The 23,819-nt window shown below is 74.7% G+C and carries 18 protein-coding genes; 5 read left to right on the top strand and 13 right to left on the bottom strand.

Annotated elements, in window-relative coordinates:
- Complete coding sequence (locus ABT345_RS12805; RefSeq protein WP_345078250.1) at positions 1-2,685, bottom strand: AAA family ATPase; 2,685 nt, start codon at positions 2,683-2,685, stop codon at positions 1-3.
- A gap of 281 nt (positions 2,686-2,966) precedes the next feature.
- Between ABT345_RS12805 and ABT345_RS12800 the strand changes: the two genes are divergently transcribed.
- On the top strand, positions 2,967-5,741 hold the full coding sequence (locus ABT345_RS12800) for an ATP-binding protein (protein WP_345078253.1): 2,775 nt from the start codon (positions 2,967-2,969) through the stop codon (positions 5,739-5,741).
- A 20-nt stretch (positions 5,742-5,761) separates the two neighbouring features.
- Here the strand turns inward: ABT345_RS12800 and ABT345_RS12795 are convergent, their stop codons facing one another.
- Positions 5,762-8,626, bottom strand: a complete 2,865-nt coding sequence (locus ABT345_RS12795; RefSeq protein WP_345078256.1) for an ATP-binding protein — start codon at positions 8,624-8,626, stop codon at positions 5,762-5,764.
- A 362-nt stretch (positions 8,627-8,988) separates the two neighbouring features.
- Here ABT345_RS12795 and ABT345_RS12790 point away from each other — a divergent pair, with 362 nt between their 5' ends.
- Positions 8,989-10,977 carry an AfsR/SARP family transcriptional regulator gene (locus ABT345_RS12790; protein ID WP_345078259.1) on the top strand — a complete coding sequence of 663 codons (1,989 nt, stop codon included), beginning with the start codon at positions 8,989-8,991 and terminating at the stop codon, positions 10,975-10,977.
- Here ABT345_RS12790 and ABT345_RS12785 read toward each other — a convergent pair.
- The gene (locus ABT345_RS12785) at positions 10,971-11,417 is read right to left on the bottom strand and encodes a hypothetical protein (RefSeq protein WP_345078262.1); all 447 of its coding nucleotides are present in this window, start codon (positions 11,415-11,417) and stop codon (positions 10,971-10,973) included. The genes ABT345_RS12790 and ABT345_RS12785 overlap by 7 nt on opposite strands.
- 164 nt (positions 11,418-11,581) lie before the next feature.
- On the opposite strand from ABT345_RS12785, the gene ABT345_RS12780 reads away from it, so the two are divergent.
- Together ABT345_RS12780 and ABT345_RS12775 are read left to right on the top strand one after the other, a co-directional pair.
- Positions 11,582-12,277, top strand: coding sequence for a DUF4232 domain-containing protein (locus ABT345_RS12780; protein ID WP_345078265.1), 696 nt, complete (start codon positions 11,582-11,584; stop codon positions 12,275-12,277).
- A gap of 185 nt (positions 12,278-12,462) precedes the next feature.
- Positions 12,463-12,906 carry a cupin domain-containing protein gene (locus ABT345_RS12775; protein WP_345078268.1) on the top strand — a complete coding sequence of 148 codons (444 nt, stop codon included), beginning with the start codon at positions 12,463-12,465 and terminating at the stop codon, positions 12,904-12,906.
- A gap of 78 nt (positions 12,907-12,984) precedes the next feature.
- Here the strand turns inward: ABT345_RS12775 and ABT345_RS12770 are convergent, their stop codons facing one another.
- The 9 genes from ABT345_RS12770 to ABT345_RS12730 all read right to left on the bottom strand — a co-directional run bounded on the left by ABT345_RS12770 (position 12,985) and on the right by ABT345_RS12730 (position 20,804).
- Positions 12,985-13,404 (bottom strand): SRPBCC family protein, encoded by a 420-nt coding sequence (locus tag ABT345_RS12770; RefSeq protein WP_345078271.1) that lies wholly within the window; start codon positions 13,402-13,404, stop codon positions 12,985-12,987.
- Positions 13,405-13,449: 45 nt separating this feature from the next.
- Positions 13,450-14,460: an aldo/keto reductase gene (locus ABT345_RS12765; RefSeq protein ID WP_345078274.1), complete on the bottom strand. Its 1,011-nt coding sequence runs from the start codon at positions 14,458-14,460 to the stop codon at positions 13,450-13,452.
- A gap of 603 nt (positions 14,461-15,063) precedes the next feature.
- On the bottom strand, positions 15,064-15,837 hold the full coding sequence (locus ABT345_RS12760; RefSeq protein WP_345078276.1) for an SDR family NAD(P)-dependent oxidoreductase: 774 nt from the start codon (positions 15,835-15,837) through the stop codon (positions 15,064-15,066).
- A gap of 126 nt (positions 15,838-15,963) precedes the next feature.
- On the bottom strand, positions 15,964-17,409 hold the full coding sequence (gnd, locus tag ABT345_RS12755) for an NADP-dependent phosphogluconate dehydrogenase (RefSeq protein WP_345078279.1): 1,446 nt from the start codon (positions 17,407-17,409) through the stop codon (positions 15,964-15,966).
- 85 nt (positions 17,410-17,494) lie between these two features.
- Positions 17,495-17,926: a DUF7144 family membrane protein gene (locus tag ABT345_RS12750; protein ID WP_345078282.1), complete on the bottom strand. Its 432-nt coding sequence runs from the start codon at positions 17,924-17,926 to the stop codon at positions 17,495-17,497.
- Between the two features lie 210 nt (positions 17,927-18,136).
- A complete protein-coding gene (locus tag ABT345_RS12745; protein WP_345078286.1) occupies positions 18,137-18,835 on the bottom strand; it encodes a scabin-related ADP-ribosyltransferase in 699 nt (232 codons plus the stop codon).
- A 221-nt stretch (positions 18,836-19,056) separates the two neighbouring features.
- On the bottom strand, positions 19,057-19,359 hold the full coding sequence (locus ABT345_RS12740; protein WP_345078289.1) for a hypothetical protein: 303 nt from the start codon (positions 19,357-19,359) through the stop codon (positions 19,057-19,059).
- 246 nt (positions 19,360-19,605) lie between these two features.
- Positions 19,606-20,118, bottom strand: a complete 513-nt coding sequence (locus ABT345_RS12735; RefSeq protein ID WP_345078292.1) for a hypothetical protein — start codon at positions 20,116-20,118, stop codon at positions 19,606-19,608.
- Positions 20,119-20,135: 17 nt separating this feature from the next.
- Positions 20,136-20,804: a hypothetical protein gene (locus ABT345_RS12730; protein WP_345078295.1), complete on the bottom strand. Its 669-nt coding sequence runs from the start codon at positions 20,802-20,804 to the stop codon at positions 20,136-20,138.
- Positions 20,805-20,979: 175 nt separating this feature from the next.
- Between ABT345_RS12730 and ABT345_RS12725 the strand changes: the two genes are divergently transcribed.
- Entirely contained in the window at positions 20,980-21,624 is a 645-nt protein-coding gene (locus ABT345_RS12725; RefSeq protein ID WP_345078298.1) for a hypothetical protein, read from the top strand.
- Positions 21,625-21,664: 40 nt separating this feature from the next.
- Here the strand turns inward: ABT345_RS12725 and ABT345_RS12720 are convergent, their stop codons facing one another.
- Positions 21,665-23,746 carry a serine/threonine-protein kinase gene (locus ABT345_RS12720; protein ID WP_345078302.1) on the bottom strand — a complete coding sequence of 694 codons (2,082 nt, stop codon included), beginning with the start codon at positions 23,744-23,746 and terminating at the stop codon, positions 21,665-21,667.
- Positions 23,747-23,819: the final 73 nt, after the last annotated feature.

Here is a 23,819-nt window from a genome sequence, read left to right as displayed (position 1 = left end):
TCAGCCCGCCGTCTCTTCGGCCCGCATCGCGGGGGCCAGCCCGGCGCGCCCCGCGATGCCCAACTTCCGGTAGGTGCGCGTCAGATGCTGTTCGACCGTGCGCGGCGCCAGATGCAGCCGGGCACAGATCGCCGCGTTGGTCAGCCCGCCGGCCGCCAGCTCGGCCACCGCCCGCTCGCCGCGGGTCAGCGCGGTGACCGGTCGGGTGCCCGGGCGCCGGCCGTGGGCGCGCAGCGCCTCACGGACCGCGGGGGCGACCGCACCCCACCCGTTCCGCTCGGCGAGCCGCAAGGCCTCGGTCAGTGCGTCCGGTTCGTCGAGCGCCAGCAGCGCCCACATCGACGCGGCGCGGGCCGGGGTGGAGCGGGTGATCTCGACGGCCTCGCGCAGCGGCGCCTTGTCGCCGTGGACGATCCCGGCCGTGGTCAGCGCGAGGCCCAGGGTGTGCGGGGTGCCCCAGCGGCGGGCGAGGTGCAGCTCGGCGTCCGCCAGCCGCTGCGCCTGCTCGGCGTCGCCGAGGCCGTGCGCGGCCAGCGCCGCGAGGGGGCGCCACGGTGCGATCAGCGGGTTGGCCACCGTGCCGGGCAGCAGCCGGCCGCACATGAGCGCGTCCGCGAGCGCCTCCTGCCAGCGGTGCTGCGCCAGCCGCAGGGCGGCCCGGGTGGCCGCCGCGATGAACTGGTCCGCCGCGCGCAGCTCGCCGTGGGCGAGCGTCCCCAGCGCCGCTTCCGCCTCCTCAAGGCGGCCCGCCGCGAGGAGCGCGCCCGCGACGTAACCGTGCGAGTAGGGCAACGGCTTGCCGCTGCCCAGGGCGACGCCGGACGCCTCGAAGTCCCGGGCGGCGGCCAGCGCGTCATCGGTGTGCCCGGTCAGCAGCGCGCACGCGTACCGCGTCCAGGCCGCGCCCCGCAGCACCTTCGGCCAGCCGCGGCGGGCCGCGAGCTCCTCCGCCCGCGCCGCCCAGGCCAGGGCCTCGTCGAACCGTTCGGCCACCAGCAGGCCCTGGACCGCCCCGAGCGGGATGGACATGTCGGCGGCCTCGGGTTCGCCGGAGTCCCAGAAGAGTTCCAGCGCCCGCGTCGCCTGATCGGCGGCGGCCGAGGCGTCCGACATGATCTCCCCGGCGAGCTGGGCCCGGGCCGCGGCGACGATCGCCGGGCCGTGCTGGTGGCTGCCCGCCACGGTCTCCACCCGGGCGAGGAGCGCGCGGACCGGGCTGTCGGACAGCCAGCCCGTGCCCATCGAGCGGGCGATCAGCGGCAGGGCGGCGGCCGGATCGTGCTCGGCCACCTCGTCGATGACGCTGCCCACGAGCTTCGTCCCGGCGATGAACCCCTCGGTGTTCAGCGTGGCGAGGAGCAGATCGGAGGCCACCTGGGCATGCAGCCGGCCGCTGGTGCGGGGCAGTACCTCGGTCAGCATCTCGCGCGAGGCCGCCGCGTCGTCGAAGATCAGGGCGGCGCCGAGCCCGGCGCGCAGCCGCAGCCGCAGGTCGCCGGGGAGGCCGGGGGCGCTCAGCGCGTGCCGCAGCAAGGTGGCGGCCGACTCGAACGCGCCCATCCGGTGGGCGGCCTCCGCCTCTTCGGCCAGCACGTCGACCTGCCAGCGGGCGCGGGGCGGCCCGGCCTGCAGCAGATGGGCGGCGGTCCGCTCGCGCCGGAGGAAATGGCGGTGGCTGAGTTCCGCCGCCTTCGCGTGCCAGGCCCGGGTGCGCAGCGGGTTGAGCGTGGCGGCCACCGCCGAGGCGACGAGGGAGTGCACGAAGACGACCGCGTCCCGTTCGTACCGCACCACGCGGCCGCGCAGGAGCGCGTCCAGGGCCGACGCGGCCTGCTCCGTGCCGAGCCCCGCGACCTCGACGGCCAGTTCGAGACGATCGTGATCGCCGGTCACCGTCAGCGCCTGCGCCAGCTCCAGGGCGCCGTCCACGGTCCGCAGCCGGGACGCCGTGCGGTCGACGACGGCCCGCGAGGTCACGGTCGCCACGTGCGAGGCGTCGTCCTCGGTGGGGCGTACGCCCTGTTCGCGCAGGACGGCCAGCGCCTCGTTGACCAGGAACGGGTTACCGCCGCTCGCCGCGTGGCAGGCCCGCGCGAACGCGTCGGCCACCGCCTCGTCGAAGACCCGCCCGGCCAGTGCCGCGACGTCGGCCACCGTCAGGGGCGCCACCCACACCTGGTGGGCGCGCGCGGTCAGTTCGGCGACGAGCGGCTCGCCGTTCGTGTCGTCCAGGCGCCGCCCGGCCAGCAGGGTGACCGGCAGGGTGCCGATCCGGGTCGCGACGTAGTTGAGGAAGCGCAGCGAGGCGGCGTCGGCCCATTGCAGATCGTCGACGACCAGCAGCACGGGCCCGGCGGCCGCGATCTCCCCGACCCGGGCGAAGAGCGCCTGCACCGCCTCGAACGGCGCCTCGGCCCGCGTCTTCGGCAGGATTTCGTCCAGCTCCGGAAGCAGCTGGCGCGCGAGGCCGAAGGCGAACTCGCGCTCCAGGACACTGCCGTTGGCCCGCAGCACCCGCACGCCGGCGGCGCATGCGAGGTCCTCGGCGTGGCGCAGCAGCGTCGTCTTGCCGATGCCGGTCTCGCCCGACAGCACGATCACCTGACCCCGGCCGCGGGCCGGCGCCCCGACGGCATCGGCGAGCACCCGGAGTTCCGCGCCGCGCCCCGGCGGCGGCCCCGCCATGCCCGGAATCACCCCCGGACCTCCCCTTGTGATCGTGCAGCCGGTCAAACCCTAACCCTGCCGGACCGGGGCCTTCCGCGGGCCGAACGCCCGCCGGAAGCCGTGCCGGGCGGCGGCACCGGGCACGCCGGCGAAGCCAGGCGGCCCGCGGGCCCGGGGCGAGCGGCGGGCCGGTCCGTATGCTCCAGATGGCGCGGGAGGGGGCGGTGGTGGGCGCGGGGCCGGGGCGGTCCCGGTGCCGCCGGTGCGGCGGGCGGTCCGCCGGCCGGAGCGGGGGAGGCATGGAGCTGTTGGTCGGCCGCGAGGCCGAGTGCGGGGAGTTCTCGGGGCTGTTCGCGGCCGTCGCCGGGGATGGCGCGGCGACGCTGGCCTTCACCGGGGAGCCCGGTATCGGGAAGACCGCGCTGCTGCGCGAGGTGGAACGCCGGGCCCAGGAACGCGGTTTCCTCGTGCTGCGGGCGCGGGCCGGCGCCCTGGAGCGGGACTTCGGCTTCGGCGTCGTACGGCAGCTGTTCGAGCCGCTGCTGCGCGCGGGCCCCGGCGACGGGCGGCGGCGCATCGCCGCCGAGCAGGCGCGGGCGCTGCGGTGGCTCGCCGACGATCCGCTTCCGGAGACCGGCGGCGGATCGTTCGCGGACCGGTCGCGGGAGGCGGCCGAGCTGGTGACGGCGCTCTGCCGCCGGGAGCCGGTGCTGCTGTCGGTCGACGACCTCCACGAGGCGGACACCGCCTCGCTGCGCTGGCTCGCGTACCTGTCGGAGCGCATCGCCCCGCTACCGCTGGCCCTGGTCGTCGCGACCTGTACGGGCAGCCCGGCCGAGGGGGCGCTCGGTGAGCTGCTGGGCCGGCTGCGCACGATGCGGCTGGGCGGGCTCGGCACGCAGGCGGTGCGCGCGCTGGTGGAGGCGGCGCTGCCCGGCCCCGACCCGGACGCGCTCGCCGCCGCCTGCCGGGAGGTCAGCGGCGGCAATCCGTACCTGCTGCGGGAGATGCTGCACGCGCTGCGCGGGCGCGCGCAGGTGACGCCGGACGACGTCCACCGGCTCGGTCCGGCGCCGGTCGGCCGCGCCGTGCTCGCGCGGCTGCGCCGGGCGCTGCCCGCCGCGCCCCGGCTCGCGCGGGCGGTCGCGGTCCTCGGCGACGGCGCCGATCCGGACGCGGCGGGCGCGCTGGCCCGGCTCACGGAAGAGGAGACGGAGCGGGCCCGCCGGGTCCTCGTACGGCTGGGTGTGCTGGGCGACGCGGGCGCACTGCGCTTCACGCACCCCGTCGTGCGCGCCTCGGTCGCGGCGGAGATGACCGTGGTGGTCCGGGGACTGGCCCATGCCCGCGCCGCCGAGCTGCTGCACGCGCGGGGCGCGCCGCCGGAGCGGATCGCCGATCAGCTGCTGTCCGCGCAGCCCTGCACCGCTCCGTGGGCGGGCGATGTGCTGCGCGCGGCCGCCGCCGCGGCGTCGCTGCGGGGCGCGCCCCGGGCCGCGGTCGCGTATCTGCGCCGGGCGGTGCGGCTCGCGGCCGGTCTGGAACTGCGCATCGCGCTGGCCGAGGCTGAGCAGGAGGCCAATCTGCCCGAGGCCGAGGTCCGGCTCGCGGGCCTGCTGGCCGAGGCCGAGGATCCCCGGCTCAGGGCGCGGGTGGCCTGGTCGCTCGGCCGCTCGATGCTGCTGCGGGACGGCTTCGAGGCCGGTATGGCCGTACTCGGTCCGGAGCTGCGGCGGCTGGCCGGGATCGCGCCCGAGGAGGCGGCGGCCGAGGGCGGGCGGGCCGCCGCCTGGGCCCGCAACCTCAACCTGCCGCCCCGGCTGATCCGGGCGTGGCACGGCGGCCCGCTGCGGGCAGCGGCCGGGGAGAACCCCTGCACCGCCGCCCTCCTCGCCCACCAGGAAGCCGAGTCCGGCGGCTCTCCGCGGCGGGCCGTGGAGCTGGCCCGCCGGGCGCTGGCCGACGGGCTGCCCCTGGGGCGCGACGAGCGGATCGTTGCCTGGACCGCGGTGGGTGCCCTGCTCGCCGCCGAGCGGCTGGACGAGGTCGAGGCGTACTGTGCCGCCGCCCTGCGGATGGCGGCGGAACGCGGCGCCACCACGCTGGAGTTCCTCGCCCACTCCCACCTCGCGCGGGCGGCGCTGATCCGCGGCCGGCTCGCCCAGGCCGTACGCAGTGCCCGGGCCGGGCGGGCGGCGCTCGCCCGGCTGCGGTACCTGCCGGCCGACCGGCACGACCTCGGGTTCACCCTCGATGTGCTCACCGAGTGCCTGGTCGAGCGGGGCGACCTGGACGAGGTCGAGGACCTGCTCGCCCGGCACGGCTTCGGCGACGGCCACCCGCTGGCGCGGCCCGAGCAGCACCGTCTTGCCCATGCCCGCGGCCGCCTGCGGCTCGCCCGCGGGGACGCCGGGGCCGCCCTGACGGACTTCCGCACCTGCGGCGGACAGCACGACGACACCACCGGCCCGGCCGTGGCAGGCCCCTGGCGCGGCTACGCGGCACTCGCCCACCTCCGCCTGGGCCGGCCGGACGAGGCGGCCCGCCTCGCCGCACGCGAGCTGGACCTGGCCCGCCGCTGGGGCACCCCGTACGTGCTGGGCAACGCGCTGATCACCGCGGCGGAGTGCCTGCCCGGCAGGCGGCGGGAGCTGCTGGAGGAGGCGGTGGCGCTGCTCGCCCCCTCGCCCTGCCGCTACACCCTGGCCGCCGCCGTGACCGCCCTCGGCGAAACCGTCCTGGACGGCGAGCACGCACGCGGAGTGGAGCTGCTCTACCAGGGGTTCGAGCTGGCCACCGCCTGCGAGGGCGCCCCCGTCCTGGGGCGGGCCCGGGCCCTGCTGCGCGGCGCCGGGCTGCGCCCCAAGAGGCCCCGCAACGGCGCGGCGGCGCTCACCGCCCGGGAGCGGGAGATCCTGGAGTTCGCGCTGCGCGGCCTGTCCAACGGGCAGATCGCCGACCTGCACTTCCTCACCCGCCGCACGGTCGAGCAGCATCTGACCCGGGGCTACCGCAAGCTGGGCATCACCGGCCGGCGCGAGCTGACCGACGCCCTGCTCGACGGCGCTCCCTGAGCCGCCGGCGCCCCGGGAGGTCAGCCCGCCGGCGGCACCAGGCCCGCCGCGGCCAGCACCGGGCGCAGGCCCGCGCGGCCGTCGATGCCCAGCTTCCGGTAGACGTGGGTCAGATGCTGCTCGACCGTGCGCAGCGTGAGCAGGAGTTCCTCCGCCACCTCCCGGTTGGTGGCGCCCTCGGCGGCGCGGCAGGCGATCAGCCGTTCCTGCCGGGTCAGCGCGGGGACACCGGTGAGGCGCCGCGGACGGGCGCCGGCCGCGGCCAGGGCGGCGGCAGCCCGGGCGGCGTGCAGCCCGGCGCCGCAGCTGACCGCGGTGTCGTAACCGCGCATCAACTGCCGTACGGCGTCGTCGCGGTGGCCCCGCTCCCCCAGCGTCTCGCCCAGCAGGACGAGCCCGTGTGCGCGGTGGCACTGCGCACGGCGGTCCGTCAGCAGCGCGAGCCCCTCCTCGACGGTCTCCGGCTCGCCCAGGACGCGGCCGTGCCGGACCAGCGCCTGGCTCAGGGTGAGCGGCGCGCCCCAGCGGCGGGCCCGCGCCACCTCCTCCTCCGTCAGGTCCCGCGCGGCCTTCCGCTCCCCCAGGGCGAGCCGCACCAGCGCGGCCTCCGAACGCCAGGGCATCAGCGACGGGTTGTCGGTGTGCCACCGGGTCGCTAGCGCACCGGCCCGCTCGATCAGCGCCAACGCCCGGTGGTGCTCGCCGAGGGCCGCGAGGTTGCGGCCGCGCTGGAGCAGGAAGGGCTGGTAGTCGTCCAGGTGGGTCAGGGCGGAGCGGCCGCGCGGGGAGTCCCGCAGCTCAAGCAGGTGCGCGTGTTCCCCCTGGGTGACCAGGGTCTCGACGTACAGGGTGACGCGGACCGCGTACCAGGCGGTGTTGGCCTCGCCGGATATCTGGGCGTAGCGGATGCCCGCTTCCAGTTCGTCCCGCGCCTCGCGCAGCGCACCGGCCCGCAGGTGGGCCAGACCGCGGATGTACCGGCGGCTCGCCTCGGCCGCCCCGTGTCCGAACCGGCCGTCGGTGAACGCCTCGTGGGCCACCGCCGCCAGGGCCTCGTCCGGCTCGTCGGCGTGCAGAAAGGTCCAGGCGGCCTGGCCGAGGACCATCTGGGCCATGCCGCCGGGGCGGCGGAGGGCGGAGCCGGCGGGGATGGCCCGGTAGCGGTCCGAGCCGAGCAGGTCCGCGACCGCGCGCCGCGCATGGGTGAGCGCCCTCGCCGCCGGACCGCCCTCCATCAGCGTGAGGGCGGCCGTGGCCATGGCGGACAGCGGCCGCTCCCAGGGCTCGTCGCGGATCCGGGCGCGCAGGAACGCGGCCCTGGCCCGGTGCTCGGGGCCGGGCTGGAAGCGCATCGCGCGCCCGGCCAGGGCCAGTCCGTAGTAGCAGGCCACGTCCGCCTTCTGGTCCGCGTCCGCCTGGTCGAGCGCCTCCGCGAGCACCCGCATACCGTCCGGCGGCGGCTCGGGGCACCAGGCCAGGTGCGCCACCGCGCCGGAGCGGCCCACCGGGTCGCGGGCCAGCGCGAGGGACTCGGCCAGATGGGCCGGGCCCTGCTCCCCGCCGGTGTAGGCCTCCAGCAGGCCCAGGTAGCAGAGCAGCGGGGAGCGGTCCGGGTGCGGGCCCGTCAGGGCGTGGCGCAGGAAGCCCAGCGCGACGTCGGGAGCGTCGAGGGCGTGCGCCGAGGTGGCGGCGGCGGCGAGCGTCCGCGTCATCCACGGTTCCCCGGGCGGCCCCGCCTTCACCAGATGCGCGGCCACCGCCTCGGTCGGCGCGCCCGTCCCGCGCAGCAGGGCCGCCGCCCGCGCGTGCGCGGCCCGGCGGTAGGCCGGATCGAGGGTGCCGTCGACGGCGTTGCGCAGCAGGGTGTGGCTGAAGCGGATGCGGGCGGTGTCGGCGACGATGCCGGCGGTGACCAGTTCGGCGACCGCGTGGGCGGCGGCCGGCACGTCGAGATCCGCCAGCGCCGCCAGGGTGGCGATGTCCAGCTGGTCGTCGGCCACCGTCAGCGCCCGGGCCAGGGCGCGGGCGCCGTCGGACGCGCGGGCCAGGCGCCCGCGGATCCTGCGGGTGAGGCCCTCGGCGGTGAACCGGGCAAGGGCCGCGGTGTCCGCCGGTACGCCGTGCCGGGCGAACGAGGCGACCAGTTCCGTCAGCAGGAAGGGGTTGCCGTGGGTGAGCCGGTGGCAGGTCTGCCGCAGGGCCGGGCCGGTGCCGGCCAGGGCGGAGCGCAGCCAGGCGTCGGTGGCGTCCGCGTCCAGACCGCCGATCCGCATCCGGCTCCCGGCCCGGCACACGGCGTCGACCAGCGCGGGGTCGGCCGCGGGCTCGGATTCGTTGAGGCAGGTCACGATCGTGATCGGGGTCTGCTCGATGCGGTGGGCGAGGTAGCTCAGCCACCGCAGCGAGGCCGCGTCGCACCACTGGAGGTCGTCCACCGCGAGCAGCGCGCCGTCGTCGGCGCCGAGCCGGGCCACCGTGCGGAACAGCGCGTGCAGCACGGGCTGCGGCACTTCGGCGCCGGGGCCGTCGCCCCGGGCGGCGGGTGCCCGCGCGGGCCACGCCGGTCCGCCGGGATGCGGCGTGCCGTCGGGATGCGGCGTGCCGCCCGGGCTTCCGGCGGGCGGGCCGTACGTGCGCGTGCCGGGCGGCTCCGGCGCCAGCAGGCGGTGGGCCGTGCCGAAGGGGATCTCCGCGTCCAGCGGGCCGTTGTCCGCGCTGCGCACCGCCAGCCCGCGTGCCCGCGCGTGCGTACGCGCCTCGGCGAGCAGCGTGCTCTTGCCCACCCCGCTGCTGCCGCGCAGCACGAGCAGCCCGCCCTGTCCGCGGGCGGCGCGGTCCACCACGTCCCGCAGCGCCCGGAGTTCCGGCTCCCGGCCGAAGATCATCGCGTCTGCGCTCCCCCGTCGCCCACTGTCGCGGGCACGGTAAGCGAGCGGTCACATGTGCGCAAAAAGGAGGCGATGAGGAATTTCCTCGGTACCCCGCCGCCGATGTCTCGGAGGGGGACGGCCGCCCTGTTCCTAGCGTGGTGGCGGCGGCCCGGCGCACACGGGAGGAGCCGGGCCGCCGCCACCACGAGGGGACACACATGACCGACGAAGACCCGACGGAGCGCGGCACGCTCCGTCCTGCGACCGGAGCCGGTACGGCGGCGGCCTGCGGGGCCGGCGCCCCGCCCTGCGGGTACGGCGGAGTCCGGCACCGGGCCGGCCGCGCCACGGCCTCCCGCTGACCGGTGGAGGCCGTCGTGCGGGAAGAAGTGCGGTGCGCCGTGCTCGGCGCGGTCCGCGTGTACCGAGGCGGGCGGGAGCTGCCCGCGGGCCCGCCCCAGCGGCAGGCCGTGCTGGCCGCGCTGGCGCTGCGGCCGGGGCGCACGGTGTCCCTGGCGCGGCTCGTCGACGCGGTGTGGGGCCAGGACCTGCCCAACGGTCCGACCTCGACCATCCGGACCTACGCCTGGCAGCTGCGGAAGGACCTCGAAGCGGACCCGTCCGCGCCCGGCGTGCTGCTGTCGTCCGGCGACGGCTACCGGCTGGCGGTGTCGCCTGCCCGGGTGGACGCCCTGCTCGCCGAGTCGCTGGCCGGGCAGGCGGCGCGCGCCCGGACCGCGGGCCGTCCCGAGGAGGCGCGGGGGCTGCTGGCCGACGCGCTGGCCCTGTGGCGCGGCCAGCCGCTGTCCGGGGTGCCGGGACCCTTCGCGCACGGTCGGCGCGCCCGCCTTGAGGAGCTGCGGTTGGCGTTGCTGGAGGAGCGTCTGGAGCTGGACGTCGCGCTGGGCGACGCCTCGTCGGCCCTGCCCGGTCTGGCCGAGCTGACGGCGACGCATCCGCTGCGGGAGCGGCCGCACGCCCTGTTGATGCGGGCCCTGTGCGCGGCGGGTCGGCGGGCGGAGGCGCTGGCGTTGTTCGCCGCGTACCGGGCGCGCCTCGACGAGGAGTTGGGCGTCGCCCCGACCGCCCAACTGGCCGATCTCCATCTCGCCGTCCTCCGGGACGAGGTGCCGCCGCCGCGGCCACGACCGGTGCCGCCGGCGCCGCCGCCCGGCCCGGAGCCGGTGGACCGCGATCCGGCCGTCCGGCACACCCCGAACGTGCCGGGTGCCCGCCGGCTCCGGCGGGCACCCGGCCGGCGCACCGGCCTGCCGCGGGCGCGGCCGCGGCTCCGTCCGCCGGCGCAACTTCCCGCGCCCCCCGTGGACTTCACCGGCCGCGCGGAGGCGGCCTCCCGGCTGTGCGCCCAGCTCACCGCGGACGCCCGCCTGGCGCCTGCGCTCGTCCTGATCAACGGGATGGCCGGGACCGGCAAGAGCGCGCTGGCGCTCCAGGTGGCGCACCGGGTCCGGGCCGCGTATCCGGACGGTCAGCTGTACGCGGATCTGGCCGGGCAGGCGGAGACACCGGCCGATCCGGCGGCGGTGTCGGCGGCGTTCCTGACGGCGCTGGGCGTCGCGCCCGGCGCGGTTCCCCCGGGGCCGGACGACCGGTCCCGGCTGCTGCGGTCGGAGCTGGACGGCCGGCGCATGCTGATCGTGCTGGACGACGTGCGCGATGCCGCGCAGCTCAGGCCGCTGCTGCCGGGCTCCGCGAGCTGCGCGGTCGTCGTGACGAGCCGGGCGGGTCTGGGGGGTCTGGCGCTGACCGGCCGGTGCGCGCTGGACGTCTTCCGTCCCGAGGAGTCGCTCGCGCTGCTCGGCGCGGTCGCCGGCCTCGCCCGTGTCTCCGCGGAACCCGAGGCCGCGCTCGCCGTCGCCGAGGCCTGCGGCCATCTTCCGCTGGCCGTACGCATCGCGGCCGGGAGGATCGCGGCCCGGCCCCACCGGACGATCGGGGACCTGGCCGGCCGGCTCCGCGACCCGGGGCGCCGGCTGAGGGAGCTGCGGCTGGACGGCCTGGAGCTGGAGACCGCGTTCCAGGCCGGCTACCGGCGGCTGACCGCCGGCCAGGCGAGGGCGCTGCACGCGGTGGCGGCGGTGGCGGCGCCGGAGGTGTCCCTCGCGGCGGCCGCCACGGCCCTGGGCACGGGGCGGGACGCCGCCGAGGAGCTGCTGGAGTCGCTGGTCGACGCCGCGTTGCTCCAGTCCCCCAAGGAGGGCCGCTACCGCCTGCACGGCCTGGTGCGGTGCTTCGCCCTGCACCGGGCGGACGGGATCGGCGGCGGGGCGGGCGTGATCAGCGGCGGTCGGCCCGATGCCACGGGGCGCCCGCCGCTGATCCGGGTGCGGCCGGTGCGTCAGTAGGTGATCGAGGGGCTGACGGTGGTGTCGTAATGGGCACCGCCGTCCCAGCTCACCTGCACCTCGCCCCGGTAGACGTGGCCCTTGGTCGGGGTACCGAGCGAGGGACCCGCGTGGAAGAAGCCGCTGCCGCGGCCCTCGGTGTCGGGCTGGCCGGAGCCGCAGCCCTCCGAACGCGTCCAGGTGGTGTTGGTCGTCATGTCCTTGAGGACCACGTTGACCGTGCAGGAGTTGTCGGAGTAATCGGTGAAGCCGTGGGCGCTCAGCGACCCGTCGGCCTCCCACTGGACGCAGGCGTAAGCGGGGGCGTCCCAGTTCTGCTCGCTGCACTCGCCGTTCCCGCCGGCGACCGCGCTGGAGGCGCTCGCCAGTCCGACGACGCCCGCCAGCATCGCGCCCGCCCCCAGCATCGAGGCAGCCCGCTTGAACGTGTACCGACGCATCTCTTCACCCATCGTGCGAGCCGCCCGCCCGAGTGGCCGGCGGCAGTCACGAGCATCCTGGCCGGTGCCGATCACTACGGGATCAGTACCGGCTGAACGGCCGCCCGGCACCACATTCACCCGCTGCTGACCGGCTCTGGATCCCGCTCCCCGACCATCTGCGCATGCACTCTCCGATCCGAACGGCCGCACTGGCCGCCACCGTCCTCGTCTCGGCCCTGACGCTGACCGCCTGCCAGGACGCCGGCGCGACGGCCTCCCGGCCACCCGCCGACGCCACCACACCGGCCGCCACGGCACCCACGGCACCCACGGCACCCACGGACACCGCCCCGCGCTCGTCGGACTCGTCGAACTCGTCGAACTCGTCGAACTCGTCGGATTCTTCGGGCGGGAGCGGCGGGTCCGGCCAGGGCGAGCAGACCGGCGCGGCCGACGGGGACAAGAGCGGGTACGGCCAGGTCTGCGGCAGCAACGACCTCGTCTTCGACGCCCCCGTCGAGCCCCGCGCCAACTACATCCTGATCAACGTGAAGGCCCGGCCGGGCATCACCTGCAGCCTGGAAGGCCTGCCGTCGGTCGCCTTCGGCTCGGACGGCACCGCGGCCTCCGGCGCCGAGCAGGCGGTCGGCGAACCGGTCGTCCTGAGCGGCTCCAAGAAGGCGTACGCCGGGGTCAACCCCAAGACCACCAAGGACAACGGCGGCAAGGAGCTGCGCTCCCTCATCGTGTCCGTCAGCAACGACGACCCCGACCCGGTCTCCCTCGACGTCGGCCCCTTCACGGTCGACGACCCGATCGTGACCAACTGGCACACGGACTCGGGGAACGCGATCCCCGGCGACGGCACGGACAACTGACGGCCGGGCGAAGGGCCGATCCCGTCGGGGCGTCTCAATTCCCTTGCGTGCAAGGAGCGTTGAGGAGCCCGCGGCATATTGCCATTCCAGCAACGCTAGTTGCCGCTCCCCGCGCGCCCGACGCAGCCTGGTATCCGACCGCAGGTCAGCGAAGACCACCAGGAAGACCATCAGGAGGCCGCGCAATGAGCACCCACGAAGGCGTCGGGACCGCGCCGGGCAACGACGACAGCGCACTGCTGGGCAACCGTGTCCGCCACGTTCGCGCCGGGGAGCTGGACGGTTACGCCGCGATCAGCGGCGGCACGGTCGGATCCAGGAAGCTCTGGATGGGGATGGTGGAGAACCCGCCGCTGAGCGCGACGGACAACCACCACCACGGTGCGTCGGAGGCGGGGATCTACGTGGTCAGCGGCCACCCGGTGTTCGTCTTCCACGACGGCACGGGCGAGGTGCGGATCACCGCGGGCCCCGGTGACTTCCTGCACGTCCCGCCGTTCGTCCCGCACCGCGAGGAGAACCCCGACCCGGAGGAGCCCGTGGTCGTCGTGATCGCCCGGACCACACAGGAGCCGATCAAGGTCTCGCTGCCCGAGCTGTACCAGCTCGATACGGCGCAGGCGCAGTAGTCCCGCCGCCCGGGCTCGCACTGCCGCGGCCCGGGCACGCATCAGGCGTGTCCGGGCCGCGTGGCGGCGCACCGCGGGTCAGGCGGCGAGGGTCTTCTGCAGGGCATCGAGGCCGTCGGCGTAGATGCCGGTGAAGAGGTCGACGACCTCCGCCTCGGTGGCGTTGTCGGGGTTGAAGCGGCCGGACCACTGGACCTCGGCGACGTCGTCACGGCCGGGGATCGTGTGGACCCGGATCGTGGAGACGTAGCCGTTGACCGGGAACGGGGCCTGGAGGATGGCGTAGCTGTAGTGGCGCTCGGTCTCGTTGAAGTCGACGAGGCGCTCGATGATGACGCCGCCCTCGTCGTTCTTCAGCCGGCGCACCCGGCCGCCTTCGAGCGCGGTGCTCTCGGGGATGTAGGGGAGCCAGTCGGGCAGGGCGTCGAAGCCGCCGATGAGGCTCCAGACCTTCTCGGGGGAGGCGGCGACGGTACGGCTGACGGTTGTCGAAGCCATGAGGGGTTTCTCCTGGTTCTGGTGGTGCTGTGGGGGGGGTGCGGGTCAGGCGCCGTTGGGGAGGGGGGCGGCGGGGCTGACCAGGTTGGCTGCGCGCAGGTCCTGCCAGAACGCGGCCGGGATCTTCTCCCCCAGGGCGGCGATGTCCTCGGCGATGCGGCTGGGCTTGGTGGCACCGGGCACGACGGCGTCGGCCACCGGGTGGGCCAGCGAGAACTGCAGGGCCGCGGCCTTGATGGAGATGCCGTGCTTCGCGGTCAGCTCCTTGAGGCGGTTGACCTTCGCGACGATCTCCTGCGGGGCCTGCTGGTACTCGAAGTGGGCGCCGCCGGCGAGGATGCCGGAGCTGTAGGGGCCGCCGACGACCATGCCGACGCCCTGCTCCTGGGCCATCGGCAGCAGCCGCTGCAGGGCGTGCTCGTGGTCGAGGAGGGTGTAGCGGCCGGCGAGCAGGAAGCCGTCGGGCTGCGGCTCGTCCAGCGCGAGGGTCAGCTCGATGGGCTCGGTCTTGTTGACGCCGAGGCCCCACGCCTTGATGACGCCCTCGTCACGCAGGCGGGACAGGACCCGGAAGGCGCCGGTGCGGGCCTCCTCGAACTTCTGCAGCCACGCATCGCCGTGGAAGTCCTGGGCGATGTCGTGGACCCAGACGATGTCGAGGCGGTCGGTGCCCAGGCGCTTGAGGCTGTCCTCGATGGAACGCTCGGTGGCCTCGGCGGTCCACTCGTGGACGATCTTGTTGGGGTTGCCGTGCTCGAAGATGCCGCCCTTCTCCCCCAGGTCACGGGCGCCCTCCTCGACCTCGTCGAGGATGACGCGGCCCACCTTGGTGGAGACGACGAACTCATCGCGCGGCTTGGTCGACAGGACCTCGCCCAGGCGCTGCTCGGAGAGGCCGGCGCCGTAGAAGGGAGCGGTGTCGAAGTAGCGGATGCCCTGGTCCCAGGCGGCCTCGACGGTGGCGCGGGCCTCCTCGTCGGGGATCGCGCGGAACATGTTGCCGAGCGGGGCGGTGCCGAAACCGAGTCGGCCGGGAAGGATTTCCTTGAGCGACATGGGGGGTGCCTTTTCGATCGATGGCTCCGCGTCCGGGATTCCCGGAACGGAGGGGAGTTGCAGGGGAGGTACCTCTGCGAGGGCGACTCCGTCGGCGGGGCCGCGTCAGGGGATGCGCGGCGGCGTCTCGTGGGAGCCGGTCGTACGGCGCGGACAGATGCAGAAGCAGACTTATGCAAGAGCGCCTTACGAGTGATGACAATAGTTGCATACGCGGGCTAATGCAAGGGGGTGCCCCTCGGGTTCGCTCCAGACCCGCCGCCGAGCCGCGAAATGGCACCGCCCCTTCCACCACACTGCGGCCGCTCACGGCCTGCAAGGCGAACGGGTGACAGCGCTCCGCACCTGCGATGATGCGGGGCGCTGTCACCTGTGGAACGCGTCGGCGGCGAGGCGGGAGCAGGTCGGGGAAGGACCGGCCGGCTCGGGCGCGAGCCCGGTCGATGGCCGGCCGGCACGGGCGCGAGCCCGGTCGGCGGGCGGCCGGTATCGGGCAGCGGGCGGCCGGTATCGGGCAGCGGGCGGCCGGCGGCGGACGGCCGACGGCGCTCGGCTCAGAGCTCAAGGCTCAGGCCTCAAGGCTCAAGGCTCAAGGCTCAAGGCTCAAGGCAGGATCGTCGGGACGAGGCCGCCGTCGGCGCCGAGGGCCCGGCCGGTGGTCGCCGACGCCTGCTCCGACGCCACGTAGGTGATCATGTTCGCCACCTCGTGCGGCCGGATCAGCCGCCTGAGCAGGGACCCGGCCGCGCGGTTCTCCGCCAGGTAGCGCCGCTCCTGCTCCTCGGGGTCGAGGCCCGGATACAGCTCCTCGAACATGGCCAGCACGCCGCCGCTCATCGTCGGCCCGGGCAGCACGCAGTTCACCGTGACGCCGCTGCCGGCGACCTCCTGGGCCATACCGCGGGCGACGGCCAGCTGCGCCGTCTTGGTCATCCCGTAATGGACCATTTCCGTCGGCGGCTGGACGCCCGCCTCGCTGCTGACGAAGATCACCCGGCCCCAGCCGCGCCCGGTCATCCGCGGGGTGTAGTGGCGCGCCAGGCGTACCCCGGAGACCACGTTGACCTCGTAGAAGCGCAGCCAGTCCGCGTCGGGGATCTCGAAGACCGGCCGGGTCTCGAAGATGCCGGTGTTGTTGACGAGGATGTCGACGTCGGGCAGTTGGCGGATCAGTTCGGCGGTGCCGTCGGCCGTGCCGACGTCGGCGGCGATGCCGCGCGCGCCGAGCCGTTCCGCCGTGGCGGCGACCCGTTCGGCGTTGCGGCCGTTGACGACGACATCGGCTCCGGCGGCGGCCAGCGCCTGCGCGCTCGCTTCGCCGATGCCCGCCGTCGACCCGGTGACCAGCGCGGTCCGTCCGCTGAGATCGATCTGCATCGGCGACTGCCTCCTCCGGGAGTGGGCCCACCGGCGGCGGGCCGGGTGGGGCGCGGCTACGCCGCCCAGGGGGTGTCTTTTCGGTCTTCGTGGGTCACGGCCCCACGAAGACCGGAAAGACACCCCCTAGGTGTCGGTCCGCACCTCGGGGCGGCCGGGCTCGGCCCATTGCGTGTGGAAGCTGCCCTCGCGGTCGGTGCGGCGGTAGGTGTGGGCGCCGAAGAAGTCGCGCTGCCCCTGGATCAGGGCGGCGGGCAGCCGGGCGCTGCGCAGGGTGTCGTAGGAGGCCAGCGCGGCGGAGAACGCCGGCACCGGGATGCCGTGCTGGGCCGCGGTGGCCACGACCGCCCGCCAGGCCGGCTGCGCCTCGGTGATCTCCGCCGCGAACCCCGCCTCGGCCAGCAGGCTGACCAGATCGGGGTTGGCGGCGTGGGCGGCGCGGATCCGGTCGAGGAACGCGGCCCGGATGATGCAGCCCCCGCGCCAGATCTTCGCCACCGCCCCGAGGTCGATGTCCCAGCCGTACTCGGCCGCGGCATCGCGGATCATGGTCCACCCCTGGTCGTAGGCGATGACCTTGGACGCGTAGAGGGCCTGCTCGACGTCCCGGGTGAAGCGCTCGGCCTCGTCCGGGCTGAGCTTCTGCCGGACGCCGCCGGGCAGCGGCCGGTAGGCCGCGCGCAGCTCCGTGCGGGCGGAGGCGACCCGGGCGAAGGTGGCCTGGGCGATGGCGGTGACCGGGGAGCCGAGGTCGAGGGCGGTCTGCACGGTCCAGCGGCCGGTGCCCTTCTGCTCCGCCGCGTCCTGGACGATGTCGACGAAAGGCTTACCGGTGCCGGGGTCGGTGTGGGCGAGGACCTCGGCGGTGATCTCGATGAGATACGAGTCGAGCCGCCCCTCGTTCCAGCGCCGGAAGGTCGCGGCGATCTCGGCGGGCGTGCGGCCGCCGACCTCCCGCAGCAGGTGGTACGCCTCGGCGATGAGCTGCATATCGGCGTACTCGATGCCGTTGTGGACCATCTTGACGAAGTGGCCGGCCCCGTCGGTGCCGATGTGGGTGCAGCACGGCTCGCCGTCGACATGGGCGCTGATCCGCTCCAGCATCGGGCCGAGGACGGCGTAGGACTCGGCGGAGCCGCCGGGCATGACCGACGGGCCGTGCAGGGCGCCCTCCTCGCCGCCGGAGACGCCGGTGCCGACGAAGTGGATGCCGCGCTCGCGCAGCGCGCGCTCGCGGCGGCGGGTGTCGGCGAAGTGCGCGTTGCCACCGTCGATGATCATGTCGCCCGCCGCCAGCAGCGGGGCGAACTCCTCGATGACCTCGTCGGTGGCCGGGCCGGCCTTCACCATGATCAGCAGTCGGCGGGGGCGCTCCAGCGCGGCGACGAACGCCGCCGGCGACTCCGCCGGGACGAACGCGCCCTCCTGGCCGAACTCCTGGATCATGTCCCGGGTCCGGCGCGGCGTGCGGTTGTGCACCGCGACCGTGTAGCCGTTCCGGGCGAAGTTCCGCGCCAGGTTGCGGCCCATGACCGCCAGCCCCGTCACACCGATCTGTGCAGACGCCTCCATGCCGGATGCTTCCTTCCTCGGGGAGTTGGGCCGTTCAGCGGCGTCGGGCGGTGCGCTCGCGGCCCCCGCCGGCCGCACCGACGGCTCAGCGGGGACTTCTGGTCCCCGGGTGGAACGCCCTGCTCAGGCTCCACACGATCAGCAGGTCGAAGACCATCACGATGATGGACCACACGGGGTAGTACGGAACGAACATGAACTGGGCGACCAGGCTGATGCCCGCGAACGCGATACCGGCGCCGCGCGCCCACGCCTTGCCCAGCAGGACCCCGATGCCCGCGGCGAGGAGGAGTACGCCGATCACGAGGTGGATCCAGCCCCATGCGGGCAGGTCCCACCGGTAGGCGTAGCCGGGCGGGGAGAACACGTTGTCCTCGGCGATCCCGGTCGCGCCCTGGAGGACGCTGAGGGTTCCGCTCACCGTCAGGGCCACTCCGGCGAACACGGCGCCGCCGTGCATGGCCCATTCGCCGACGTGGCCACCTTGCTGCCGCCCCGTTTCCGGCATTCCTGCCATGCCGCTGCCTCCCTGTCGGGCGCGGTCACCGACGCACACGGCCTGTGTGAGGCGAGCCGCGCTCTCCTCACAGCGTCGCGGCAATCCCCCGCCGCCGCGACCGCAGCCGCGCCCGGGCCCCGCCGTGCGGCACACCGCCCGGACACACGAAACGGCCCGCACGCCCCGGGCCCGGCATGCGGGCGCGGGCCGTGCGGGCCGCCGGTCGCGTCAGGCCGCTGGTGTCAGGGCCCCGGCGAAGTGCCGGTTGGTGCGGCAGCCGAGGTTCTCGTACGTGTTGACCTTGGTGACGGGGTCGGTCCGCACCAGGTGGTACTTGCAGGCGCGCTTGATGTACTCGCCGCGGATGCCGCCGGGGAAGTCGATTTCCTTGTTCCACAGGTACGGCGACTCGTAGCCGTTGCGGTGGGCGGTGGCGTTGACGTCGATGCCGCCCGGGGCCTCGATCTCGTAGACCCATCCCGTCTTCTTCGCACCGTAGGTGGCGAACTTCTCGGCCACCCACTTCTCGCAGCTGGTGCTGAGGTGCGCGGTGTGCTGGCCGCCACCCTTGACGATGTACTCGTTCAGCGGTGAGAGGTGGGGGCCGCGCGGGGTGAAGCCCTCGTCGAAGATCTGCTGGGTGTCTTCCCGGCCGTCACCGCGCCACAGGGTCTGGTGGTCGTCGCGCCACTGCCACCTCTCCTGGCTCTCGGCGCGCTGCATGTCCGGGAAGAGGCCGGGCGAGGTGGTCGTCCGCCACCAGTCGAAGGAACGGAAGGCGCGGACCGGGCCGCACGGGCCGGTGTCGGGGCCCGCGGCCTTCGCGGCCGCCGCGCGGTCCGTGGTCGCGTCGGCGGGGGCGGTGACGGTCAGGGTGGCGGCGGCGAGAGCCGTGGCGGCAAGGACGCGCAGAGCGGCCTTCAACATGGTGAGAGCCCATCAGCTGAGGTAACAGGACGGGCCCTTTATAGAGTTCGCGGCGTCCCGGCCGCCGGGAATGGCATACCGCACCACCCCCAAGGGCGAACGCTCGTATCTGTGCGCCCTTGGGAGCGGCGGAAATCCTCACGCCCCTTGGGAGAAAGGGTTGTTGGCGGATTCGCACCTCGTGCCCGTCATGCCGTCGGCCGCCGTGGCGACGGGATGCCTCAGGCCGAGAAGGAGCCCGCGCCGCCCGGTACGTGGACGCCGTGGCCGGGCGGGACCGACACCGACGGGCCCACGCAGAACGGGTTCCCGTAGACCTTCACCGGGTGGTCCGTGAGGTTCGACAGCACATGGGCGGTGAGGGGGAGCTGCTGGCAGCCCTGCGGGTCGCGGTAGACGTGGAGGGGCTGCACCTCGGTGGAGAAGACCACCACCTCCCCGGACTCCGGCTCGGCCGCGGACGCGGGGACCGCCAGCCCCAGCGTCGCTGCCGCCGCCACCAGGCACACCGTGATTGCTCGCATGTTCTTCCTTTGGACACGTACCCCGCTTCCGCGCGGGCTCGCGCCACATCTATCGCCCCTGCCTCACCAACTTCTCCGAAAATCATTCTTGTTCACTCGATCCGGGGAACCCGGGGCTACCCGGCGACCTCCGCGGTCGGCCGCGGAGCGACACGGAGGTGCGGGCGGGGCCGCAGCCGCCCCGCCCGCACACCGGGAGGCACCACTCCACCGGCCCGCCGACCGGCAGTACCTCCGCCCGTCCGCCTACCGCCGTCCGGCCTCCGCGGCGAACCCTTCGGCCTCCGAGCTGAACCCTTCGGCTTCCGATCCGACGCGCCGGCCGTGCCGGGCCCGATCCGGCCGGCTTCGCCACCAGCCCCAGATCGTGATCCTGTTCAGCCCGCGCCGGCGGCGCGCGCAGCTCCCGCACTCCTGGATCCGGGCGCGGCGGGTGAGCGCCGCGATCGCGTCTCCGAGACCGACCGGGCGCCGGCGGATCGCCTGCGCAGCCATATCCGGGATCTGACTCTCCAGGCTTTCCCAGGTCACCGGGAGTCCGGGAAGCGGCTGGATTTTCTCCCTTTCGACCGGGCTCAGCTCTCGTACGTCGGGATGGGCGAGGAGTTGCGCCGTCATGCGCTGATCCGCAATTCCTACATACGCGGTATGCGTCCCGTGGACGAGCACCGCATTTCCGACCTCGTACTTCGTCACCCGGGCGAGATTCTCGCCGGTCGGCGGTTGAATCGGAACTTCCAGCCAGTGAATGGTGCTCACGTGACGTACTCCCCCTTTCAGTTGTTGCAGCAGCCGGCAGCGATACGGCACCACCACGTGCAGTCGCAGGTGGCGCAGGCCGCGCACTTCACGACGCACAGGCCGCACCGCCCCGCGAGGCAGGCGAGGTATACGGCCCAGGTGGCGGGCGGGCAGGTCAGGGCGGCGGTGATGCACTGGCCCCCGCAGTCCGAGGAGCTGAGACACGACTTCAGCGCGTCCCACCAGCCGTCCACGACGGCCAACTGCCCATCGCTCCCGGTGACGTGCTCGGTGACGCCGGTGAGGAAGTTCTCGGTTGTCGTGGTGAGGACGAAGACGTGGTCCACGCTGATGCCGGCGGGGTTGCCCTTCACCGTGGCCACGCACTCCGCCACCTGCTGATCTTCGACGGTGTGCGACTGCACCAGCAGGCTGGACTCGATTTCGCGCACCTCTTGGGCGGGCGGGGTGGTGACTTCCGGGGGCACCGGAACCGCGCTGCTGAGTTTGAACGTTCCACTGGTGCCGAAATGCTGGGGTGTGGGCAGGTCGTCGGCGCTGCTCAGGCCGAGACGGTCCAGCAGCGCGCTGTGCATACGCGCGACTTCCGGGTTTCCACCGGCCAGGCGATTCCATCCCTGGCTTGCCTGTTCGGCGGAGAGAATCGTCAGCTGACTCTCCCTCACCGTTGGATTATCCGTCATGGAAACCTCCTCCTCCATGCCCAGCCGGGCGGTTTCGGAGCGCCGGTGATTCCGACCTCTTCCTCAGAATGCCTCCGCCCCGAACACGCCGCATTTCGAACAACTCCGCTCCACCGCCAGGTACTTGGGGAACGTAATTTGCAAACCAACTTTTCGCTGATCAGGTCATGACGCCATGACGGGTGCGGGCACCGTTCCGGTGACCGTGCGCCTGGCGTACGGCACACGGGCACGACTGCGCGAGCTGTTGTGCGGTCAACGACAGTGGCGACGCGAGCTGGCGGCCGGCGAACGGTGGAGCACCAAGGGGCTGGGCCGCCGCGAGGCGTCCGCGGTACGCGCCGCATGGCGGCAGGAACTGGCGGGGCTGCGGGAGCGCGGTCAGCTTCTGGACTCCCTCGACGCCCTGGCCACCCTGGGCGTGCGGCGCGAGGTGGCGCACCGCGGCTGGGACCGCCCCTGGCCCGCCTGCCCGCCGCAGGCCCGTGACCTCGGGCGGTGGCCGGGATCGGCGGACGGCGGCTTTCCCGAGCAACTGTCGCTGCGGCTGCCGGCGAGCCTGGAGAACCAGGTGCGGGCCGCCTGCTGGTACGCCTCGTACGAGGCGATCGAGGCGCTGGAGGAGTGGCGGCTTCGGTATCCCCAGGTCATGCCGCGCCGGAGATGGGCGCCGACCGGACTGGAGAGCGCCCTCGCGGCGTATGACCGGCTGGCCGCACGGGTGATCACGACCGGCGAGATCTGGCGCGCGGGGATCAGGCACGGCATGGCCACCGCGGCCGGGCACCGGGCCGTCGGCGCCGGCGGGCACCCGCCGTGACCCCGCCCGGCAGCGGTGCGACGCGGGCGCCGGACGGCTCTCAGGCGCGCTTGTAGTAGTAGCCGCTGCCGCTCGCGGGGCCCACGTTGTGCTGGATGCCGCTGCCGTTGACGGTGAAGTACGAGGCGTCGAGGCTGTCGTAGCAGTAGCCGGGGTTGGGTCCGACGCGCTTGGCGGCGCCGACGGTGATGCGGCCGGCGGTCCGGGAGGTCACCCGGCCCTCGTACAGGCAGCTGTTGTAGGGGAAGTCGGTCAGGCTCACGGTGCCCGACCGGGAGATGCGGATGGTGCCCGGCTGCCCCGGGTTGTACGTGTCGCCGAAGGCCCAGCTGCCGACGAAGGGCGCGGGGACGGCGCCGCCACCGGAGCCACCGGTCGAGCCGCCGGAGGACCCGGAGCCGCTGCCGCCGGACGCGCCGCTGCCGCCGCCTCCGCCGGATGGTCCGGACGCGCCGCCGGAGCCGTCGCCCGCCGATGTGCCGCCGCCCGCGGGCGCGTCCGCGCCGCCCGTCGCGTCCTGGCCGTTGCGGCCGTCCCGCCCGTCCTTGCCGTCGGCGCCCTTCGTCCCGTCGGCCTTGCCGTTGTCCTTGCCGTGGGGCGCCTCGGAGCGCTTGCCGTGCCCGGACGGGTCGCCGTTCGGAGCGGACGGGGACACCGGCGCGGTCGAGTGCGGCGCCCCGGCCGCGGGCGGCGGGGTGACGGGCCGGCCGAACGGCTGGAGCACGGCGAGCGTTCCGCCGCCCACCGCCAGCACCAGCACCACGGGCACGGAGACGCCCCACGACCGACGCCGCCGCTCCGGGTCGGGCTTCTTACCGGCAGGCTTCCTGTCCGATGCGGCGCCGGATCCCTGGGAGGGCTTCTCTCCGGCAGGCTTCCTGTCCGTTTCCCCGACGGCCGCCTGGCTGCGGTCTCCCACCGGGCCCGGGCCCTGCCCCGGTTCCCGTGCGGTCGCCGCGTCCGGCGGGGCAGGTGCGGGCGCCGCCGGACGGAGCCCGACGGTCTCCCGGTCCGGAGCCTCCTCCCGTACCGGCGCCGCCTCCGCGTCCAGCAGCCGGGCCGACTGACGGGCGAGGCGGCCCAGCACCTCCGGCGGCAGCCACGACGCCCCGGCCGGCGGACGGGACACGAATCCGGCACGAGGACCGGAACGGGAGCGGGAGCGGGGGTCCGGGCCGGAGCGGGGGTCGGCGCCGGAACGGGGGTCGGCACCGCTGCCGTCACCGGCCCCCAGTTCCGCCAACAGCTCGTCCACGGACGGCCGTTGACCGGCATCCTTCGTCAGGCATCGGCCGATCAGCGTGCGCAGGGCGGCGTCCCGGACCTCGTCCAGATCGGGGGCGTTCTCGACGATGTGGAACATCACCGCGTGCTGGTTGCTGACCCCGCGGCCGAACGGGAGCGCGCCGGTGGCCGCGTACGTCAGCACGCAGCCGAGGGTGAAGACATCGCTTTCGGGGCCCGCGGGGTCGCCGAGGATCTGTTCGGGCGACATGAAGCCCGGGGAGCCGATCACCATTCCCGTGCTGGTCAGCAGGGATTCGACGGAGGTGCCGACGGCGCGGGCGATGCCGAAGTCGATGACCTTGGGGGCGTCGGCGGTGAGCATGACGTTGGAGGGCTTGAGGTCGCGGTGGACGATGCCGGCGGCGTGGATGGCGTCCAGGGCGTGCAGCAGTCCGTCGGCGAGGGCGAGCACCGAGGCGGCGGGGAGCGCGCCGTGACCGCGGACGACCTGGTCGAGGGAGAGCCCGGGGACGTAGCCGGTGGCGACCCACGGGAGCGGTTCGTCGGGGGCGGCGTCCAGTACGGGGGCGGTGTGGCGGGCGTTCACCCGGCGCGCGGCGTCGATCTCGCGGCGGAAGCGGGCGCGGAACTGCGGGTCCGCGACGTGTTCCTCGTGGACGACCTTGACGGCGACGGTGCGGCCCGCGGCGGAGCGGGCGAGGTAGACGCGGCCCATGCCCCCGGCGCCGAGCCTGCCGAGCAGCAGGTAGGGGCCGATGCGGGCGGGATCCGCGGCGGTCAGCGGGGCGAGGCCGTCGTCGTGGGCCTCGTGGGCGTCGTCGCCGTTCCCGCTGCCCTCGTTGTCCTCGTGCGCGCCGTTGTGGACGTCGGTCATGGCCGTTGTGTTCCCCCGGGTCGTCCCCGCCACCGGCATCGGCGGTAGGACGGATGGTCGTCGATGGAGCAGT

The sequence above is a fragment of the Streptomyces sp. NPDC000404 genome, assembly GCF_040300365.1.
Classification (GTDB): domain Bacteria; phylum Actinomycetota; class Actinomycetes; order Streptomycetales; family Streptomycetaceae; genus Streptomyces; species Streptomyces ramulosus.
The sequence above is the reverse complement of the archived record's forward strand: the minus strand, read 5'-3'. Positions and strand labels throughout refer to the sequence as shown.

What these genes read in the sequence shown, in the direction of transcription:
- ABT345_RS12750 (WP_345078282.1), bottom strand. Translation starts at nt 17,926, where the DNA reads ATGGCAGGAATGCCGGAAACGGGGCGGCAGCAAGGTGGCCACGTCGGC.
- ABT345_RS12740 (WP_345078289.1), bottom strand. Translation starts at nt 19,359, where the DNA reads ATGCGAGCAATCACGGTGTGCCTGGTGGCGGCGGCAGCGACGCTGGGG.
- ABT345_RS12725 (WP_345078298.1), top strand. Translation starts at nt 20,980, where the DNA reads ATGACGGGTGCGGGCACCGTTCCGGTGACCGTGCGCCTGGCGTACGGC.
- ABT345_RS12745 (WP_345078286.1), bottom strand. Translation starts at nt 18,835, where the DNA reads ATGTTGAAGGCCGCTCTGCGCGTCCTTGCCGCCACGGCTCTCGCCGCC.
- ABT345_RS12795 (WP_345078256.1), bottom strand. Translation starts at nt 8,626, where the DNA reads ATGATCTTCGGCCGGGAGCCGGAACTCCGGGCGCTGCGGGACGTGGTG.
- ABT345_RS12760 (WP_345078276.1), bottom strand. Translation starts at nt 15,837, where the DNA reads ATGCAGATCGATCTCAGCGGACGGACCGCGCTGGTCACCGGGTCGACG.
- ABT345_RS12720 (WP_345078302.1), bottom strand. Translation starts at nt 23,746, where the DNA reads ATGACCGACGTCCACAACGGCGCGCACGAGGACAACGAGGGCAGCGGG.
- ABT345_RS12800 (WP_345078253.1), top strand. Translation starts at nt 2,967, where the DNA reads ATGGAGCTGTTGGTCGGCCGCGAGGCCGAGTGCGGGGAGTTCTCGGGG.
- ABT345_RS12730 (WP_345078295.1), bottom strand. Translation starts at nt 20,804, where the DNA reads ATGACGGATAATCCAACGGTGAGGGAGAGTCAGCTGACGATTCTCTCC.
- ABT345_RS12765 (WP_345078274.1), bottom strand. Translation starts at nt 14,460, where the DNA reads ATGTCGCTCAAGGAAATCCTTCCCGGCCGACTCGGTTTCGGCACCGCC.
- ABT345_RS12775 (WP_345078268.1), top strand. Translation starts at nt 12,463, where the DNA reads ATGAGCACCCACGAAGGCGTCGGGACCGCGCCGGGCAACGACGACAGC.
- ABT345_RS12780 (WP_345078265.1), top strand. Translation starts at nt 11,582, where the DNA reads ATGCACTCTCCGATCCGAACGGCCGCACTGGCCGCCACCGTCCTCGTC.
- ABT345_RS12770 (WP_345078271.1), bottom strand. Translation starts at nt 13,404, where the DNA reads ATGGCTTCGACAACCGTCAGCCGTACCGTCGCCGCCTCCCCCGAGAAG.
- ABT345_RS12805 (WP_345078250.1), bottom strand. Translation starts at nt 2,685, where the DNA reads ATGGCGGGGCCGCCGCCGGGGCGCGGCGCGGAACTCCGGGTGCTCGCC.
- gnd (WP_345078279.1), bottom strand. Translation starts at nt 17,409, where the DNA reads ATGGAGGCGTCTGCACAGATCGGTGTGACGGGGCTGGCGGTCATGGGC.
- ABT345_RS12785 (WP_345078262.1), bottom strand. Translation starts at nt 11,417, where the DNA reads ATGCGTCGGTACACGTTCAAGCGGGCTGCCTCGATGCTGGGGGCGGGC.